Genomic DNA, 17255 nt, shown 5'->3' with positions numbered 1-17255 from the left:
CATTAAGCTTGCGCGAATTGTCCACCTGAATGGACAAAATCGCCATTTTGTCAACTAGTTGCGCCTGACACCATTAGATGCTTTTTTGCCAGCATTTTGACCATCCCTTCTACAAGGGCAGGTACTTCTTCGAACGCGCTTTTGATGTGAAGTCGTTCGGTTCGTTTGTGAGCGTCTTTTCCGAATGGGCCTACGTTTAGTACCGGTGCCTGGAGCTTTGTCATTTCATCGAATGGAATACTGTAGCTGCTGCACCAAACCGGCGTGTTTTCTTTAAATACGATCCAGCCGTCACCAGCATCCTGATAATTGACGTAGCTTAAATCGCTAATCCCATTAAAATAGTGTACTTGGTTAACAGGCAGTCCAAACTTTTCAAAGCCTTGTTGTTTAACGTATTCGATGCATTCTGCGACCAGCTCATCCTCAGAGGAATTGACTGCCGGATAATAAGGCGGTGCATAAAGCAGAACGATTGCGGGTGTCAGCTCCTGACACTTAATGATTAACGCATCAGCAATTCGGATAGATTTCTCCCGGTCATCCCATTCCGCTTTTTTCTGTACGTAGTCTTTGATGCCCGCAACAAAAGCTGCACCAAATTTTCGAATAGCATGCTTTTCCAGTTCTTCATAGCGCAGCACACGCACCTCACCTACGGGAGATACATTCTGTTCACTGCAGATTTCTTTATAGGCTTCATTGCAGATATGAGCTGCTTTTAGCGCTACCTTTTCGAATATATCCATGATTTCACCGGCATTCCGTTTCATTAAAAATACATTGTACAAAGCCGCTGAACGATAAGGTGTTTGCGCGGAATACTCCAGACGAAGATCCTTTTGCTGCAGTGTCACCGGAAGCGGAGTCTGCTCTCCCTTCTCTGATTCCTGCAGCGCTGTATTCCACTCCATTCTTTGTGTTAAAAACGAGGCAATATAAGGCGCTGTTATACCGCTGAGCGGTTCCCCCACATGCGTTTCTTTTCCATAAAAGAGTGCGGCCGGCATGATTTTACCAATAGAGCCTGAATACACATAATAGTTTCTGTCACCCGGTTCCTGCGTAAATACCGGTTCCCCATTCAAGAAAAGCTTATAGGTGAGCTGATGTTTTTCCTTCAATTCTAAAAGTTTCTGAACAGCTGCCCGCATTCCGGATGAATTCACTTCTTCGTCAGGAACCGTCAGCAAAATTAGATTAATAGGCCAGCGTTCAACAGTAGCTTTTTCTAATAATCCCATATGCATGACAAGCCCCATTTTCATATCCATCGTGCCCCTGCCAAATAAGAACTCTCCCGAGAGAAGATCCTGCCTGGCTTCTTCCGGAAGCTCATCTGCCCTGGAATGAAGCAATTTCGTCAATTCCTCCGGGAGATGCGCGTACTCCTGAAGATCGCCATATTCTTCGGTATTTACTGTATCAAAATGGCTGATTAACACGATCGTTTCCGTGGCATCAGGGTGTTTATATAAAGCGGTTACAAACCGACGGCCTAAATCGGCATCATGGAGCCCCAAGTGATCAGGATTCTCCCGAAAATAGGTCAACTCCTTGAGCTTCGCTGTCACCTTAAAAGAAAATTCACGCTCTCCCTCCGTAAGTGTCATGCTTTTCCAGCTTACTACTTCACACAATAACCTGCGCAATGCATCTGGGGTTCCCCACCTTAGCTGTGTCATAACTAAACGCTCCTTCTATGCGAAATAAAACGACCCTTTTTTAACTATTTATTAAAAACGCAGTGACAAACAGCTTAAACCGCCATCAAGTTTACGGAACTCAGATGTATCAAGTTCAATCGTCTGGAATCCCGCCTCATTAATTTTTTGCTTTGTTTGCGGGTAGCCGGACGGGACGATGATATAGTCATTGACGCGAATGCAATTTGCTGCATATTCCTCTTCAGGAGGAACAATAATTTTTTGATAGGTATTGAAATCCGGGTGGTTGACAAATTCTCCTGCAGCGACAATCGTTTGGTTGCCTAAATAAGCTATTCCAGTTTTCAGGTGGAAGAATTTCTGTAATGGAACGATGGTAGCATTATAGTCTTGGGATTTTAATATTTGTTTAAGCTGCTCGGCGCCTTCCTGGTTTGTCCGGGAAGAAATTCCGATGTAAAAATGATCTTCGATTTGTAAAACATCGCCTCCGTCAAGTGTTCCAGGCGCTTTAATATAGTAGATCTTATCAAAGAAGGATTTGACTGCCGGCTCTATTTCGTGAATTTCGCCATTTCTTTTTTCCGCACCAGGGTTGGAAATAACTGCGAACTCTGCAGTTAAAACAGCTGTATCTTCTACAAAGGTAGAATCCGGAAATTGATCATTTCTTGGAAGCACAGTTACTTCTGTACCGCATGCTTTAAGTGCTTCAATATAGGCATCATGCTGCTCTAATGCTTTTTCTAAAATAGGTGTTCCAAGGTCAGATGTTGTTAATCCATTGATAAAAGTTGAACCGGGTCTTTTTACAATTGTGTTATGAAACATTTTTGCAGCTTGTGCTGATTTTGATGCTGATTCTCTTAACATGTATTATTCCTCCATCATTTCTCTGATTTGTAAGCTTTGGTTAAACACGTTCCACAGGACATGTGAGGCATGTTGGCCCGCCAGTGCCTAAATATGAAATTTCATTACCTTCATATTCATAGACAGTCGCTCCTGCATCCAATAGTCCCTGTTTGGTTTGAGGATTTCCGGAAACAATTACACAAATGCGCGGTGCAACAGCCAGTACATTACAGCCGAGCCGCCGGTATTCATCGTCCGGTACTTCAACAAGCTGGAAGCCGCGTTCCAGAAGCATCTGTCTTAGAAATACCGGCATAAGCCGTGAATATACCACTGCAAGATTTTCATCCACGATGCTTATAAATGACATAAGGTGAAGACACTCCTCTTCTCCTTGATCGTGCGGGAGCTGGACAACTATACATTCATCAACTATATCCTTTGTCATTTCTTTAATTTGGCGAATCGCCTCATCGTTTGTTCGATAACCGCGTCCAATTAATAAAGTGCGGTCATCCAGCCAAACAAGATCTCCCCCGTCAGCTATTGCATCACCAGTTAATTCTCCCAGAATGGGGATATTTTTTTCCTGTAAAAATTCTTTATAAATTCCTGCTTCAGGCTGACGTAATTTTTTCCCTGATTTTAAAATCATTGCGCCTTTTTTCGTAAATTTAACGGGATCATGGGCATAAAGCGAATCCAGCCCCACCTTTTCTGAAACCGGCAGAAATTTAATATGGCCGACATGCTTCTTGATTATGGATAGAAATTGTTCGTATTCCTTCTGGGCTTTCATATAATTCGGCTCACTGATATAGTTAAACTTTTTCCACTCACTTCTTAAATGCTCCTGGCTGATAAAGGCTTCTTTTGGATGCTTTACAATGACAGTGTTTAGCTTTTTGTACATCGAAGTCACCAATTGGCTTAACCTCCTTTTTCCACATATCGGAATAGATTTCCTCTGACAGGAAAACTTATAATATGATATTATAGTGATAGATTCTCCATGTCAATATATTTTGAATTTACTGAATAATTTATTTCAGTACACTTATGCAAATTAAAAGGAATGGAAGGATAAAAGATGCAGACAATCGATCGTGCCATGCAGGTAATCAAGGTTTTGTCTAAAAATGATACAAGAATGTGGATTTCCATTACAGATTTATCAAAGGAATGCGACTTGCCTGTCAGTACACTTCATCGGCTCCTGCAATCCATGAAGCAGCACGGGCTTATTCAGCAGGATCCAGATTTGAAACTATATTCTATGGGCAACACCTGGTTAGAATATGGACTTAAAATGTATGACACCTTTGATTTTGTTGGACTGATTCGCCCAGAGATGGAAAAATTAATGCATGAGGTGGAGGAGAGTGTGTATTTTAGCAAGCCAATTGGATTAGAATCACTAGTGGTTGAAAGAATTGATTGTCTCAACAATCCTATTCGAATTAATGATCAGCTGGGGATCCGAATTCCATTGAATATTGGGGCGGCCAACAAAGTGCTGTTAGCTAATATGCCAAACTCAGAGACTGTTAAAGTTGTTAATTCCTTAGTCCCGTCTGAGGATAGAGATTCGTTTATTAAACTATTAAGCAAAGTGAAAAGGCAGGGTTATGGGGAGAGTCATGGCGAACAAACGCCTGGAACCTCTTCTGTCGCTGCGCCTATTTTCGATCACGCCAATGAACTCCTGGGAGCCATAAGCATCGGATATGTTAATTTCAATATCACAGAAGAAAGACAAAACTGCTTAATCGAAAAAGTAATCGAATACGGCTTGCGAATTTCCAATAAATTAGGGAGTTAATACTTAGGGAATTAAAAAAGACTTCATCATAACAACTATTAGGTAGAATATTGCCCATGACAATTAATAAACGCAAGGTTACAATTTCCTTCAAATGCATGTGTGATTTTTTAAAATTTCACAAAAACAAACGGGAGTGTGTCCTCAAGTGCGTCAAAGCTGAAATTCAGATGTTTCGCACACTCTCGTATAATCAGAATTAAAACCAAATGTTTAATTTAAAAAAGGAAAATTGCTACTCCATTACCATACTCCTAAATAATAATCATAAAAAAAGCGAATTACTTCGCTGCAGTTTGTAGACAAAAAGAGTTCGGAATAGTCTCATTCCGAACTCTTTTTTTGATTTTTTGTAGGACTTCAAGTAGTTACAGAGAATTGCAGACCTCTCCGAGGTTATCATTTAGGCCATTTCTGGACCTTGCCAAGTCCAGTTGGCCATTTTCTTCAAATTCATGGCAGCGAAAGTAAGCATCGCCTGCATCGACATTTTTTTAAGTCCCCTGAGGGTTGTCCAACGCATGCCATGCTTTTCTTTTGCATCTGCGAATACTCGTTCAATTGTTTCTTTGCGTTTTTCATAGATCGGTTTGACGTCTTGATGGTGGCGAAGATGATCTGCTTCTTCCACATGTTCCTCCCACACATGACGTTGAATCAGTTTTTGATGTGCTTGACTCTGTGTGCATTGAGACAAGAAAGGGCATCCAGCACAAATTCGAGGATCTGATTTATATTGACGATAGCCTTCCTTTGTAGTTGTAGTATATTTTAATATCTCACCAGTTGGGCAAATGTAACAGTCAAAATGCTCATCATAAACATACTCATGTTTTCTGAAGAAACCCTCTTTTGTGCGAGGTCGTGTGTAAGGTAAAGCAGGTGTGATGTCGTTTTTCAATAAGTAGCTCGTGATAGCAGGTGTTTTATAGGCTGCGTCTGCCGCAACAGCTTTTGGTTTACTAACTTTCTCAATGACTTGTTCTACCAATGGCTCTAAAATATGACTATCATGCGTGTTACCAGGGGTTACAATTGCGCCTAACACGAAGCCGTTGCGGTCTGCAGCCGCATGGAAAGAATAAGCGAACTGTTTTGTACGCTCATCTTTTACATAGTAGCCACTCTCTGGATCTGTTGTACTTTCCTTGATTTCTTTGTATTCTTCTTTATCAAACTTATCAGGTGGAAACGGCTTTTTTCCATGATCCTCGCGGTCTTGGTTAATCTCCTCTTGAAGGCGTTCTTGATAAGCACGGGTTTCTTTTCGAACAACTTTCTTTTCAAATTTGCGTTTATTTGCACTCGCTTTTACATGAGTAGAATCTACAAAAACGTGTTCAGCACTAATTAAATTCTTTTCAGCTGCGGTTTTTAAGATTCGGTAAAATATTTGTTCAAAGAGATCGGTGTCTTTAAATCGGCGCTCATAATTTTTACCGAAAGTTGAGAAGTGAGGAACTTTATCGTGAAAGCCATATCCTAAAAACCATCGATAAGCCATATTCGTTTTCAATTCTTCAATTGTTTGACGCATGGAGCGAATACCGAAGGTATATTGAATAAATGTGAGTTTAATTAATATTACAGGGTCAATACTTGGGCGGCCTTTTTCTGAATACTTATCTTTTACCAAGTCATAGATGAATGAGAAATTAATCGCCGCTTCAATTTTGCGGACCAAATGGTCCGCCGGTACAAGTTCGTCTAAAGCAACCATTTCAATTTGATCCCGTTGAATTGGATTATGTTTTGAAAGCATTTAAATCACCTCAAGCATTGTATTACTTCTATTTTAAAATAAAAAAGACTGCAGACAAGCACGATTTTCATCGAGTTTGTCGACAGTCTGAAGCGAATTACTTCGCTGTTTAATCAGTAGGAAAATATGTTATGCTCCTTTTATAAAAGACAACTTTTTATCATTTTCGATCCCGGTTGAATATTTGTTCGTCACTAATGTATAGACGTCTTTGGACATCAACAATTTCATTAAATACAATGCTGATTGTATCGTCTTTTCCAATAGTTCCAGATAATCCCCATTAAGTTGGTTCACGATTTTAGTCACTTGACTTATTGAGCGGTCACTGCAACGTCAGCGACATTTTTGAAAAGTATTCGCACCCAAATCCCTTTTAGCCAAATTGTTATCATTCACCCAACCCTTCACGTTTCAATACCTCCTCAATAGCAGCAAGTGCTTCATTTCCATCAGGGCCTGAAGTACTTATTTTTATTTTTGCTCCTTGGTGAATACCTAAAGTCATAATAGTCATGATGGATTTTAAATTCCCCTTGCTTCCATTAAACTCTATAGAAGTGTCAGAACTGTACTTGTTTGCTGTTTGAACCAATAGTGATGCAGGGCGTGCGTGGATTCCTTCTTTATCTACAATTGTAAATATTTTTTCAGTCATTAGTTCAATCTCCTTTATCTACCCTTTATAATACTTAAAGGTCACTAAAATTGTTAGAAAATAACCATAGTCTCACATATTCCTGCTTTTGAGACTATGGTAGCCTTAAGTGAATATTAGTTATTTAATTTTTTACTTCCTAATTTCTGATGAAACTTTGGATCTTTTGGAATACTGGGATCCACTCCCCTTAGTGGTGGAATTATTGCACACATTAACTGAATCGGGATAATATATTCATAGGTCTTATAATAGGGGTGGTTGATAAACTCAGCAGCCAGGCTTCGAGAATTCTCATCAGACTCACATCCAATTACATAGATATTTTCAGTCCAATCAGATAGCACCTCTATCATTTTCTTTACTCGTTTTTCTACTCCAGTATCTAAAATAATAATAGTAGAATCTTCATTGACCGCATTATAAATACCATGAATAAATTCTTCGAACTCGTAGCCAGTTACCGGAATTCGCAGCGTTTCTAACAACTTCAGGGCACTTTCTAATGTATCGCCATAGATTTCACTTGTCCCAATAACTCGAATTTCTTTTGCATTAGATAATCTTTCCTTATTCGCATCAATCCATTGATAAGACTTTTCGTATGTTTTCAAAAACTGATTTGCGCTTCTCTCTAATTCAATGATTTCTGCATTATATTCTGCTGATGTTATTTTATTTGTTTCTCTTGCAAGTTGCAGTGCAAATAGAGTCAGGTTTAACTTAGTCGTGTAAAATCCTTTAGTCTTTGCACCTGCTTTTTCCTCACCGCATTTAACTGTCAAGATAAAATCCGCTACCTCATCAATTAATGCTTTTTCTTGCCCAGCCATCGAAGCTATCATACAACCTGCATCTTTTGCTAATTTCATTGCATTATAAGTTGAGTAACTGCTTCCACCTTGTGATACACCAATTAATAGCGTTTTGGAAGAATCCCCTAAGAAAGTTTCTCTACTAATAGCAAATGGATAATAGACATCTACACGAATACCCGTTACGGACTGCATTAACTTTTGTACTTGGAGACCAGAATGATAGCTTGTACCGGAGCCGGTAACAACCACACGGTCAATTTCTTTATTTCTTACTTCGGCAAACAATTGATCTGCACCTTGAATAATTTCCTTCATTTTCCCTGGGGTTTCTTGCATGTAATCTTCAATTCTCATTTTTATTCTTCCTCTCTTTTAAAGTAATCCAATCCAATGTAGAAGGATTCCAACAACGATAATTCCTAGGGTTAGTTTGGTAATGCTAACTTTTCTTTTCATTAATCCATATATGACAAATGTAGCAATCAAAGGCAGCATATTCGGTAATATTTGATCCAAGATATCTTGAAGAACTACCTTTGCACCGTTAATGTTAAATTCGAGCGGGGTTGTCAGCTTTAACATGGTGGCGACCATTCCTCCAACTACCATTAATCCGACAGTAGTGGTCATCGCCATAATCTTCTCCATTAAACCTTCTTTTTGTATTCTTTCAAGAGAATTTACACCGACACGATATCCCAGTTTTAGTCCAGCAATTCTAATAAAAAGGTGAGGAATATTAAATAAGATTAAAAACAATATAGGTCCGAAAATGTTTCCCTGTGTTGCAAGTGAAACACCAATCCCAGCTGCAATAATTCGAAATGTTCCCCAAAACAGTGAATCACCAATACCTGCCAGCGGACCCATGAGTGATGCTTTAACCGCATTTATTGAATTCGAGTCAAAATTAGAATCGTTTGCATTTTGTTCTTCCATGGCGGCGGATATCCCCATAATCGTTGTTGACACAGCCGGGGTTGTATTGAATATTTCCAAATGCCTGTTTAGGGCTTTTACCTGGTCATCGTGATTGTCGTATAATTTTTTGATAACCGGAATCATAGCAAAGGCATAGCCTAAATTTTGCATCCGTTCATAGTTAAAGGCTCCTTGAAGGGCAAAGGATCTCCAAAATACTTGGCGCAATTCTTTATTAGTTATTTTTTTGGGACTACTCAAAGTCGATCTCCCCTCCGTTAAGTTATTAATGTTAGCTTTTTGGTCATTACCATGATTATTATTGTTATTGTTAATAACGAGATTAACAATTATAGCTATACATGCTCCAAATAACGCAATGGCTGTGATATTAATATCTAAGAAGGAGGCTGCTAAAAACCCGAGGAAAAAGTAAACACCCATCTATTTAGAAAACAGCATATCGAGCAGTAAAGCGAATCCAACTGCAGGTAATAAATTCCCAGCAACCTCTAACCCTCCCAGAATCGTTTTAGGGACTGATTCAATTAAATTTTTCACTTGTTCTGCCCCTAAAATAATCGCTAAGACAGTTGGAATAAATACGCTTAGGAAAAACAAAATTGGAGGAATCCACATCATTATTGTTACGCCTCGGAAATCTGCCTTTGCCGCATATTTGTCAGCCTTATGCATAAAGTAAGTATTAATAATTCTGACCAGTACACCTAGTGACTGAGCTAATACAGCAATCGGAACAGCCAGTACTAGTGCTACCTCCACACCTTGGCCAGAAATAATTGCAAAAGCAGTTCCTAGCACCCCGCCTGTTACAATGTCCGGAGGTGTAGCTGCGCCTATTCCGGCAATACCCATCCAGATTAATTCAAGCTGTGCCCCGATGATGACACCCTGCTGGACATCTCCTAAAACCAAACCCACTAAGAGGCCTAAAACCAAAGGACGCTCTAACATCAGTACCCCAAAAATCCGACTATCCAAAATTCCAATTCCAGCAATAATTCCTAACATAATTGCTTGTGCTGCCATCAAAAACCCCCTTTTAATCTTTTAAATCATATCCTTTAGCCCCTTTTTCTTATCACGGGGCAACATTCTAAATTCAAGTTCTATTCCCATTTCTTCCATTTCCTTTAAATTCGCAAGATCCTGGTCATCAACAGCTACCAAGTCTGTTAACTTTCTTTTTCCTTCCGAATAGCGTAATCCGCCAACATTTACTTCTTTGATAACCCCTCCTGAATTTCTTGCTAGTTCAACAGCATCATTTGTATTCTTTACAAGAACCAAAACCTTACTTTTTTGTGATTGTGAAAACTTTTGGACAATCTCACCGGATTCTTGAACCCCTCGAATATACAGTTTTACGCTGGACGGCTTGGCCAGATTAAGTGCCATCGCTTTCATATGGTCATTTTTGGCTTCATCATTAACTACAAGTATGACATTAACCCCCAGGGCAGAGGTCCAGCCATATGCTACTTGACCGTGAATTAAGCGATCGTCAATCCTTAATAATGAAATCATCACACATACTTCCTTTCTGGGATTTTAGTAAGTTATTAATATGAATAATTCCATTTTGTGCTGCGCTTACGCCTTCGGAAATTGTATCAGTAACGCTTGTTTCCTCGCCTGTCAAAATCATAGTAAGTATCATCGGCAAATTTAAGCCGGTAATTAGGTCAAAATCATCCATTTCAAGCAGCAGTTCGGTACAAATATTTGTAACACTGCCGCCAAACACATCCGTTAATACAATAAAATGCTCATCCTCCTTCTTGCCGCCTAATATCTCTTTCAATTCCTTTTTCGCCATATCGCCAGACTTTAGTTTTGTCATCCCAAAATAGGAAACATTCGTTTGCTTTCCAGCAATCAGTTCTACTGTTTCGATAAATGCTTGGGATAACTCCCCATGAGTGGCGATTAAAAAGTGTTTCATGATCTATCCCCCTTATTTTTTTCATTTTTTATAATGCAAAAAGCATGCCAACTAGTGACATGCTTGAAAAATATTTATATATTTCATACTAATTCTTTCTGGGTCAATACTTTAGGCTCGATAATATTGTAGATATAACCGATCTCTGCCAGTGTCATTTGCACACTATAATGATCTTCCAACACACTAAAAGCATTTTTTATCCATTTGATTTCCTTAGTGTGATTATTTTGAAATTTATCTAAATTAGGGTATTCCGTGATCGGTGCTTTTCTTATTAATCGCTCAATCATACAGCTTACATGGACAAATAAAGCTATCTTTTTGTCATTTGGAAGCTTCTGTCTCATCTGTTTTTCTATTTGAATAATTCCCTGCTCTACTTTATGAATAATTTTTTCTGTATCAAGAATAGTCAAGGAATCAATAACCCTGCTAAGGGAAAAGTTCATAATAATTCTATCGTTTACTTGACGAATAATCTCAGAGTCAGCAATTTTATCGAATATTCGAAACACATCACCTTCACCTTTACCAGAAATAATATCCTCTAATGAAATAAAATTAACTTCCTCTATCTCTGGATTTGCTGTTCCCACAATAGCTAGTACATCATAAATTCTTAAAGGCGCCTCGTTCATTCCGTTTTGTTTAAGCCGGTCAAAATCATGAGCTATCACTTTAATGTCTAATAAATCCCCAATACTTTCCGAAAGAAGCTGCTGAATCTGTGTAGCCGTTCCAATTCCAGTAAAGCAAGACGTTATAATAGCGTATTCCTTCCCATATGTGGGATAGTATAGATTTATATTAGGTTGTACTGATTTTTGAAGAGGTTCTACCATTTCCTCTACGGTCCTTCCCTGTATTACATAATTTCCAATCTCTAACGCAGCTGGGGTCGAAACCTGGTCTACACAAAGAAGTGGACCATCAATCTCACCTTTTATATGATCATGGATTAAACTCAATGTGCCCATGTCGACGAGAACAACTAAGCCAGTTGAAGTATCCTGTTCCTCCATATATTGCAGCATTTTCACTGTAATGTCACGGACGGTAGCCTCTACAGGCATGTCAATGGAATCAAAGACATTTACTCCCAAAAGACGATTACATACATTTGCAATGCTGCTAGCTGTGGCATATCCATGGGCAATAATCATGGCTTTAACTCGGTTATGGAATTGCTTTATTTTTGCCTTACATAAGAATAATGTCATCATGACAAAATCTTCGAGATTTAAATGAATGTCCATCCGTTTTTCAATAAATACCTTCAACTTAGAAACAATTGAATATTCCATTTTATAATGATCTTTTATGAATTGAAGCATGCGTTGAGATAGAACCTGTTCCTGTTTCGAAAATTGAAAAGGATAAGCTTTAAAAAATAAATAGGATGATAATGTATAAACACTGTTGCCATCATATTTCACATAATAATTCAATTCCAGATATCTAAAGATATCCTGCATAGTTGAAAGAATAATCTCCATCATTATATTATTTGATTCATTAGGGCGTTCAAATATTAACCTATCCATCATAGCTGTTATCTCATCTGTACATTTCTCTATAAATGCAGATTCAACGAAGTGATCATTCTCGAACTTCAAGAAATAGTTTAAGCAATTCTGATAGGTTTGTTCAATAAGTGTAATTTTCATTTCATTTACATGATTAAAAGACTGCTTACTATTAGGTGAGAAGAGCACACTGCCATCTTTAGCAGAGTAATTATTAAAAAGATTCGGGGAATTTTTAAAAATTTGCTTTGGCAAGTCCTGTAGGGTTACAAAAATTTTATCCATTGTTTTCGACTTCTTAGAGAAAGCAAAGCCGCAAGCATATTTAATTGTATTCTTACATTCACCGATATTGCCGCTATAATGATATTTGTTTAAAATATCAACAGTCTTATTTGTTACCTCGATTGGCAGGCCAAGTAACTTACTTTCTTCCATAAAAAAGTGGTGAATAAATTGTTTTTTTTCATCTGGCCCCCGTTCCTCAAGACTAGGGATATTTACTTTAATTGGTATTCTTCTTAAAAAAGTCTCTAAAAAAACGGACAGGCTTTCTGTAGTCGCGAACACCAATCGAACCTTGGACTTTCTAACAACACTCGTTTCACCTAACCTTGTGAATATTCCTTGGTCCATAAAGGTAAATAGCTTCTCCTGTCCTTCTTTATTTAAACGATGGACCTCGTCCAAAAACAATATCCCATTATTTGCTTGTTCAATCAGACCAACCTGGTCCTTCAAGGCGCCTGTAAAAGCCCCCTTTGAATGCCCAAATAGATAGCTTGATAATAGTTCGGGATTATTTGCATACTGGGCGCAATTAAAAACAAAAAAAGGAGCCTGATCCGAAATGATTTTTTTCGCCCTTGAATAATCATAAATAAGTTTTGCGAAGAAAGTCTTCCCTACACCAGTTGGACCTAGTAGAAGTAATGGCAATCCCATATTTGGGTAATAAATGGCTGTTTTGACTTGTTCAATGGCTTCTTTCAAACTCTTCTCATATCCAATCAGCCTTTTAAAAATTTCCTCCGAGTCGGGAATAAGCTCTTTCTCTATCGATTCCAAACTATCATAAACAGTATGCTGCAAACTCCCATATTGTTTTTCTAGCGTTTGTCTGTGTAAAAAACAAACAGGGCGAGTATTAATTTTTAATAAAGTCCCTTCTTTAGCTAGCTCATTTAATAATCTGCTTGCTCTCGTACGATCTATTGCAAAATGAACTGCTATTGCTTCTGTTTGAAATGTTTTAAGGCAACTGCTATCTTTAAAGGAAAACCTGCGAGTAACTTCTGTCAAATATACTGTAATCTCATTTTTCATTTCTTTTCCTCCCTCCATTCCTTTTCATAATATTTTGTATTTTTTTAATATCCTTAATTTAATCTATTTTTATTAGCTATTCTATAGTTTTTATTTCCAATTTGTCTAGGAACAGATTAGTTAAATTCAATGCCATACAATTGATTTAACACTCTAACATCTCAACTTTCCTAATACCACTCATCGCGTGAATCCGCCAACTTACAAATGAAAGCATATATAATTCTAAGTAAGTTAACTTTAGCTGTATAAACATTAGAACTCGGTTCCCATTCAAGACCTAAAAATTTTTTGTCAAACGTATTTTAACTATAAGTTAATAGAGAACCTATGTGCCGAAACATATAAACACTTGCTTCTATTACTATAAATGTCTATACCATGTGGTTATCATATATTTCCTCTCTTATTCACGATAGAACAGGGCGCACGAACGTCCCAGCCGTCATCGGAAACCCTTTACTTGTGTAATTTGTCCCTAAAGAAAATGAGATATTAAGGTAAAATGAAGACACTTAAAATAATAACAAACTCGTATAGAGGATTAAGAACTAGTAAACATGACAATATATAGAAAAAGAAGCTGATCATCTACGAATAGTAGGTATCAGCTTCTTTTTATTGAGAAATTACAGACATAGATCAGTTTTATTCCCCTTTAAATACAATCTTCCCATCAACTATCGTGTAAACAATAGAGGTTTCAGATATATTTTTTGGTTCAATATTGGTCAGATCCTCTCCAAGAACAACCATATCCGCTTTCTTCCCAGCTTTAAGTGAGCCTAAGTCATTTTCGCGATATATTTGATACGCAACATTCTTTGTGTATGACTGCAGCATTTCCTTTACAGTAAGAGCTTGATCAAGGTTGCGAACCAAATCAGTATCTTGCTCTTCTGGATAAGGACTATTTCTTGTAGCTCCTGTTTCTATTGCGTTCAATGGGCGATAATCAGGGGTAGGCGGATAATCGCTGCTGCTGGCAATCGTTACTCCGGCATCCCACATTTCTCTAGCCGGATACATGGCTAATGCACGTTTCTCCCCTATCATGGCCTTTTCCAAGTCATAGTACTGATCTTTGTAAAACCAAAAAGGCTGCAAGCTCGCAATAACACCTAAATTCGCCATACGGGAGATGTCACTATCCTGAATCGCACTGATATGAGTAATCGTGTGGCGGGAATTGTGCTCTTCATTTTCTTTCTTTGCCAATTCCAGGGCATCAAGGCCCATTTTAACTGCCCCATCGCCGATTGCGTGAATGTGTACTTGTATATCTTCCTTATCTAGCTTTGAGACCATCTTATTAAAAGTATCCTCTTTCCAATTCGCATCACCGTGGTGGTGGGATCCCATTCCGGCATTCTTGGTATATGGTTCAACAAAGAGGGCTGTTTTCCCTTCAGTCACTCCATCAGCAAATAATTTTACGGTGTTCACTGAAAGCCAATCTGAATTGTACTTTTTACCAGCATCCTGTATTTTCGCAACCGCTTCTTCCGGTTGAGTTTCCGGTCCAAATACAATTGCATTGGCGACCCGCATGGTCAGCTTCCCCTCTTTTTCTAATTCATTCAGTACTTTTAAACTTCTATCACCGCCTGACATATTCATGACTCCTGTCATACCAAAGCTATGCATTTCTTTTTGAAATTCTAATATTGCCTCTTTATATTGTTCATCCGTTAAGTTAGACAGCGCCTGGACATCTGCGAGCAAATCCATTGCTCCTTCCCGCAGCACACCCCGGGGAGAACCGTCAGGATTACGCTCAATCATACCACCCTTAGGAACCACTGTATCCTTGGTAATTCCGGCAATCTCCAGCGCTTTTGAATTTACCCATACTGAGTGTTTGTCGATAGAGTAAAGCATAACAGGTATATCCGAAACAACTGCATCCAAATCCTCTTTCTTAGGGCCTGGGTTGGTACCATCCGCCTGTTCATACGGACCGTTCACCCATCCATCCCCAGTAATGATTTTGGCCTTAGGATTTTTCTCCCTAAAATCAGCGACTGCTTGGACATATTCTTCATGGCTTTCAAGCTCTGCTAGATATACTTCAAAAAGCTTGGAGGTCCATAAACCTGGCGGGTGAGTATGACCATCCATAAAACCAGGAGATACCATCTTTCCTTCCAGATCAATTACCTCAGTATCCTCCCCCACATATTTTTCCGCGTCAGAACTGCTTCCTACAAACTGGATTTCTCCATCTTTAATTGCAACTGCTTCAGCAAGCGGCTGATCTTCTTCCATGGTGTAAACCTTCCCATTTTTAAGTACAAGTGAGGCATGATCATGAGATGCCTCCACGTCCTTTTTATCAGAAGAATTTGTGTCCTTTTTGGCGGTTACATCTGATTTTTCAGTACAGGCACCAAGTATGAGCATTAATGGAATAAGGATGAAAATCAAAAACCACAACTTGTTACGCAATCTATTATTCATCGACATTTCACTCCTTATTGTTTAGGGATGTTTCAGACACACTACTATAAAAAAATCAAAACGTTGATGCTACATCTCTAACTCTTCAAAGTCGATCTTTGGGGGTTCTTTACTAAAGAAGCCGGTTGATATAATTAAATAAACGATACCGAGTAAAGTCCATATTAATCCTGCAATAATGGACATAAAATCCAGGCTGCTCCATAGGTATATAATGAAACCAAGTCCAACCAGGGGGCCGATCAAGTTTCCAAAGGTGAATCCAATCGTACGTTTTGTATTGGTTTTAAAATAATTTGCAATCACACAAATATTAACAAAGCTAAATGCCGTAAATGCCCCTACATTTATAAGTGATGTTGCCATTGTTAAATCCAGAAAAAGAGAGGAAAGCGCCAGAAGCCCAATAAATAGAATATTTGGGACCGGTGTATTTAAATTAGGATGAAGATACCCAAAGAACCCTTTAGGCAAAACGTTATCTCTGCCCATAGCATATAACAGCCTTGATGCACTTACTTGAGCTGCTAAGCCGGAAGCAAATACTGAAAATAATGCGCCAGCTGTGAAAATAGATAAGAAAAGATTTCCTCCAATGGTATAGGCGATCTCTGGAGAGGCTCCTTCGATATCATTAAACACAGATACATCAGGAAAAAGGGACTGCATGAAGAAAGTTACCGTAAAGAAGAAGATTCCCCTATTGAAGCTACTAAAATAATCGCCCTTGGGATTGTCTTTTTCGGTTCAATCGTCTCCTCCGAAAGTGTAGTGATTGCATCAAAACCGATAAAGGATAAAGCCAGAAGTGCAGCACCGGCAAATAGACCGGAAATTCCCATACTGGACGGAAATAATTCACTAATAGAAATTAAAGATTCGGGTCCTTTAATAATTGATCTTACATTAAGGTAAATGAAGAGGACTCCGACAATAAACTGGAAAGCAACGAGCAGCATATTTAATGAAGCTGCCAGCTTTACTCCAAAAATATTTAAAATACTAATGACAAGAATTAACCCCACAATCCAAATCCAATCGGGAACCTCTGGCAAGGCAGCAGATAAATAGATTTTGGCCAATAAGGCATTGATCATTGGCAAAGCTAAATAAGCAAGAAAAGTGATCCAGCCAGCGATTATTCCCAAATATGGGTTCAAAATATTTTTTGTATAAGTATAAACTGAACCTGCCGTTGGGTATTTCTTAACTAACTTTCCATAGCTCAAAGCCGTAAAAAGGATTGCAGTAAAAACGATAATATATGCTGCCGGCACATGCCCTGAGGATACATCCGAAGCAATTCCGAAAGTATCAAATACAGCAAATGGAGACATATAAGCAATTCCAATTGCGACAACATGCTTTAATTTCAACCTTCGCTGAAGTTGATTCGTATCATCCATATAAACACCCTTTCCCTCTATATTGAATCCGCTTTCATTTCGAGAAGAATTTTACCTAACAGCCT

At 38.5% G+C, this 17255-nt stretch carries 14 protein-coding genes and 1 pseudogene; 1 reads left to right on the top strand and 14 read right to left on the bottom strand.

Translation table 11 applies throughout. From position 1 onward, the window contains the following. Positions 1-50: 50 nt before the first annotated feature. From M5V91_RS06115 to M5V91_RS06105, 3 genes are read right to left on the bottom strand one after another with little or no spacing between them, the layout of a single operon-like run. Positions 51-1685 carry a M20 family metallopeptidase gene (locus M5V91_RS06115; protein ID WP_284521898.1) on the bottom strand — a complete coding sequence of 545 codons (1635 nt, stop codon included), beginning with the start codon at positions 1683-1685 and terminating at the stop codon, positions 51-53. A 51-nt stretch (positions 1686-1736) separates the two neighbouring features. After that, the gene (locus M5V91_RS06110) at positions 1737-2540 is read right to left on the bottom strand and encodes a dimethylarginine dimethylaminohydrolase family protein (protein WP_284521897.1); all 804 of its coding nucleotides are present in this window, start codon (positions 2538-2540) and stop codon (positions 1737-1739) included. Positions 2541-2580: 40 nt separating this feature from the next. Next, positions 2581-3435 carry a dimethylarginine dimethylaminohydrolase family protein gene (locus M5V91_RS06105; RefSeq protein ID WP_251157083.1) on the bottom strand — a complete coding sequence of 285 codons (855 nt, stop codon included), beginning with the start codon at positions 3433-3435 and terminating at the stop codon, positions 2581-2583. A 177-nt stretch (positions 3436-3612) separates the two neighbouring features. Here M5V91_RS06105 and M5V91_RS06100 point away from each other — a divergent pair, with 177 nt between their 5' ends. Beyond that, positions 3613-4344 carry an IclR family transcriptional regulator gene (locus tag M5V91_RS06100; RefSeq protein WP_009334088.1) on the top strand — a complete coding sequence of 244 codons (732 nt, stop codon included), beginning with the start codon at positions 3613-3615 and terminating at the stop codon, positions 4342-4344. Positions 4345-4747: 403 nt separating this feature from the next. On the opposite strand, the gene M5V91_RS06095 is transcribed toward M5V91_RS06100, so the two are convergent. From M5V91_RS06095 to M5V91_RS06045, 11 genes and pseudogenes are all read right to left on the bottom strand, one after another. Further along, positions 4748-6106: an IS1182 family transposase gene (locus M5V91_RS06095; protein ID WP_009336809.1), complete on the bottom strand. Its 1359-nt coding sequence runs from the start codon at positions 6104-6106 to the stop codon at positions 4748-4750. Positions 6107-6235: 129 nt separating this feature from the next. After that, positions 6236-6403 (bottom strand): hypothetical protein, encoded by a 168-nt coding sequence (locus M5V91_RS06090; protein WP_251157055.1) that lies wholly within the window; start codon positions 6401-6403, stop codon positions 6236-6238. Between the two features lie 94 nt (positions 6404-6497). Beyond that, entirely contained in the window at positions 6498-6764 is a 267-nt protein-coding gene (locus M5V91_RS06085) for a phosphocarrier protein HPr (RefSeq protein WP_251157054.1), read from the bottom strand. Positions 6765-6880: 116 nt separating this feature from the next. After that, entirely contained in the window at positions 6881-7936 is a 1056-nt protein-coding gene (locus tag M5V91_RS06080) for an SIS domain-containing protein (protein ID WP_251157053.1), read from the bottom strand. 18 nt (positions 7937-7954) lie between these two features. Further along, positions 7955-8947 carry a PTS system mannose/fructose/sorbose family transporter subunit IID gene (locus tag M5V91_RS06075; RefSeq protein WP_284521896.1) on the bottom strand — a complete coding sequence of 331 codons (993 nt, stop codon included), beginning with the start codon at positions 8945-8947 and terminating at the stop codon, positions 7955-7957. Further along, on the bottom strand, positions 8948-9553 hold the full coding sequence (locus M5V91_RS06070; RefSeq protein WP_284521895.1) for a PTS mannose/fructose/sorbose/N-acetylgalactosamine transporter subunit IIC: 606 nt from the start codon (positions 9551-9553) through the stop codon (positions 8948-8950). 21 nt (positions 9554-9574) lie between these two features. Further along, a complete protein-coding gene (locus M5V91_RS06065; RefSeq protein ID WP_284521894.1) occupies positions 9575-10051 on the bottom strand; it encodes a PTS sugar transporter subunit IIB in 477 nt (158 codons plus the stop codon). Then, positions 10029-10469, bottom strand: a complete 441-nt coding sequence (locus M5V91_RS06060; RefSeq protein ID WP_251157050.1) for a PTS sugar transporter subunit IIA — start codon at positions 10467-10469, stop codon at positions 10029-10031. Before M5V91_RS06060 ends, M5V91_RS06065 begins: the two co-directional genes overlap by 23 nt. Positions 10470-10552: 83 nt before the next feature. Further along, on the bottom strand, positions 10553-13324 hold the full coding sequence (locus M5V91_RS06055; RefSeq protein WP_284521893.1) for a sigma 54-interacting transcriptional regulator: 2772 nt from the start codon (positions 13322-13324) through the stop codon (positions 10553-10555). Between the two features lie 648 nt (positions 13325-13972). After that, positions 13973-15784 carry an amidohydrolase gene (locus M5V91_RS06050; protein WP_071158359.1) on the bottom strand — a complete coding sequence of 604 codons (1812 nt, stop codon included), beginning with the start codon at positions 15782-15784 and terminating at the stop codon, positions 13973-13975. Between the two features lie 69 nt (positions 15785-15853). Further along, positions 15854-17190, bottom strand: a pseudogene (locus M5V91_RS06045) (APC family permease). Positions 17191-17255: the final 65 nt, after the last annotated feature.

The sequence above is a fragment of the Cytobacillus pseudoceanisediminis genome (genome assembly GCF_023516215.1).
GTDB lineage: Bacteria > Bacillota > Bacilli > Bacillales > Cytobacillaceae > Cytobacillus > Cytobacillus pseudoceanisediminis.
The sequence above is the reverse complement of the archived record's forward strand: the minus strand, read 5'-3'. Positions and strand labels throughout refer to the sequence as shown.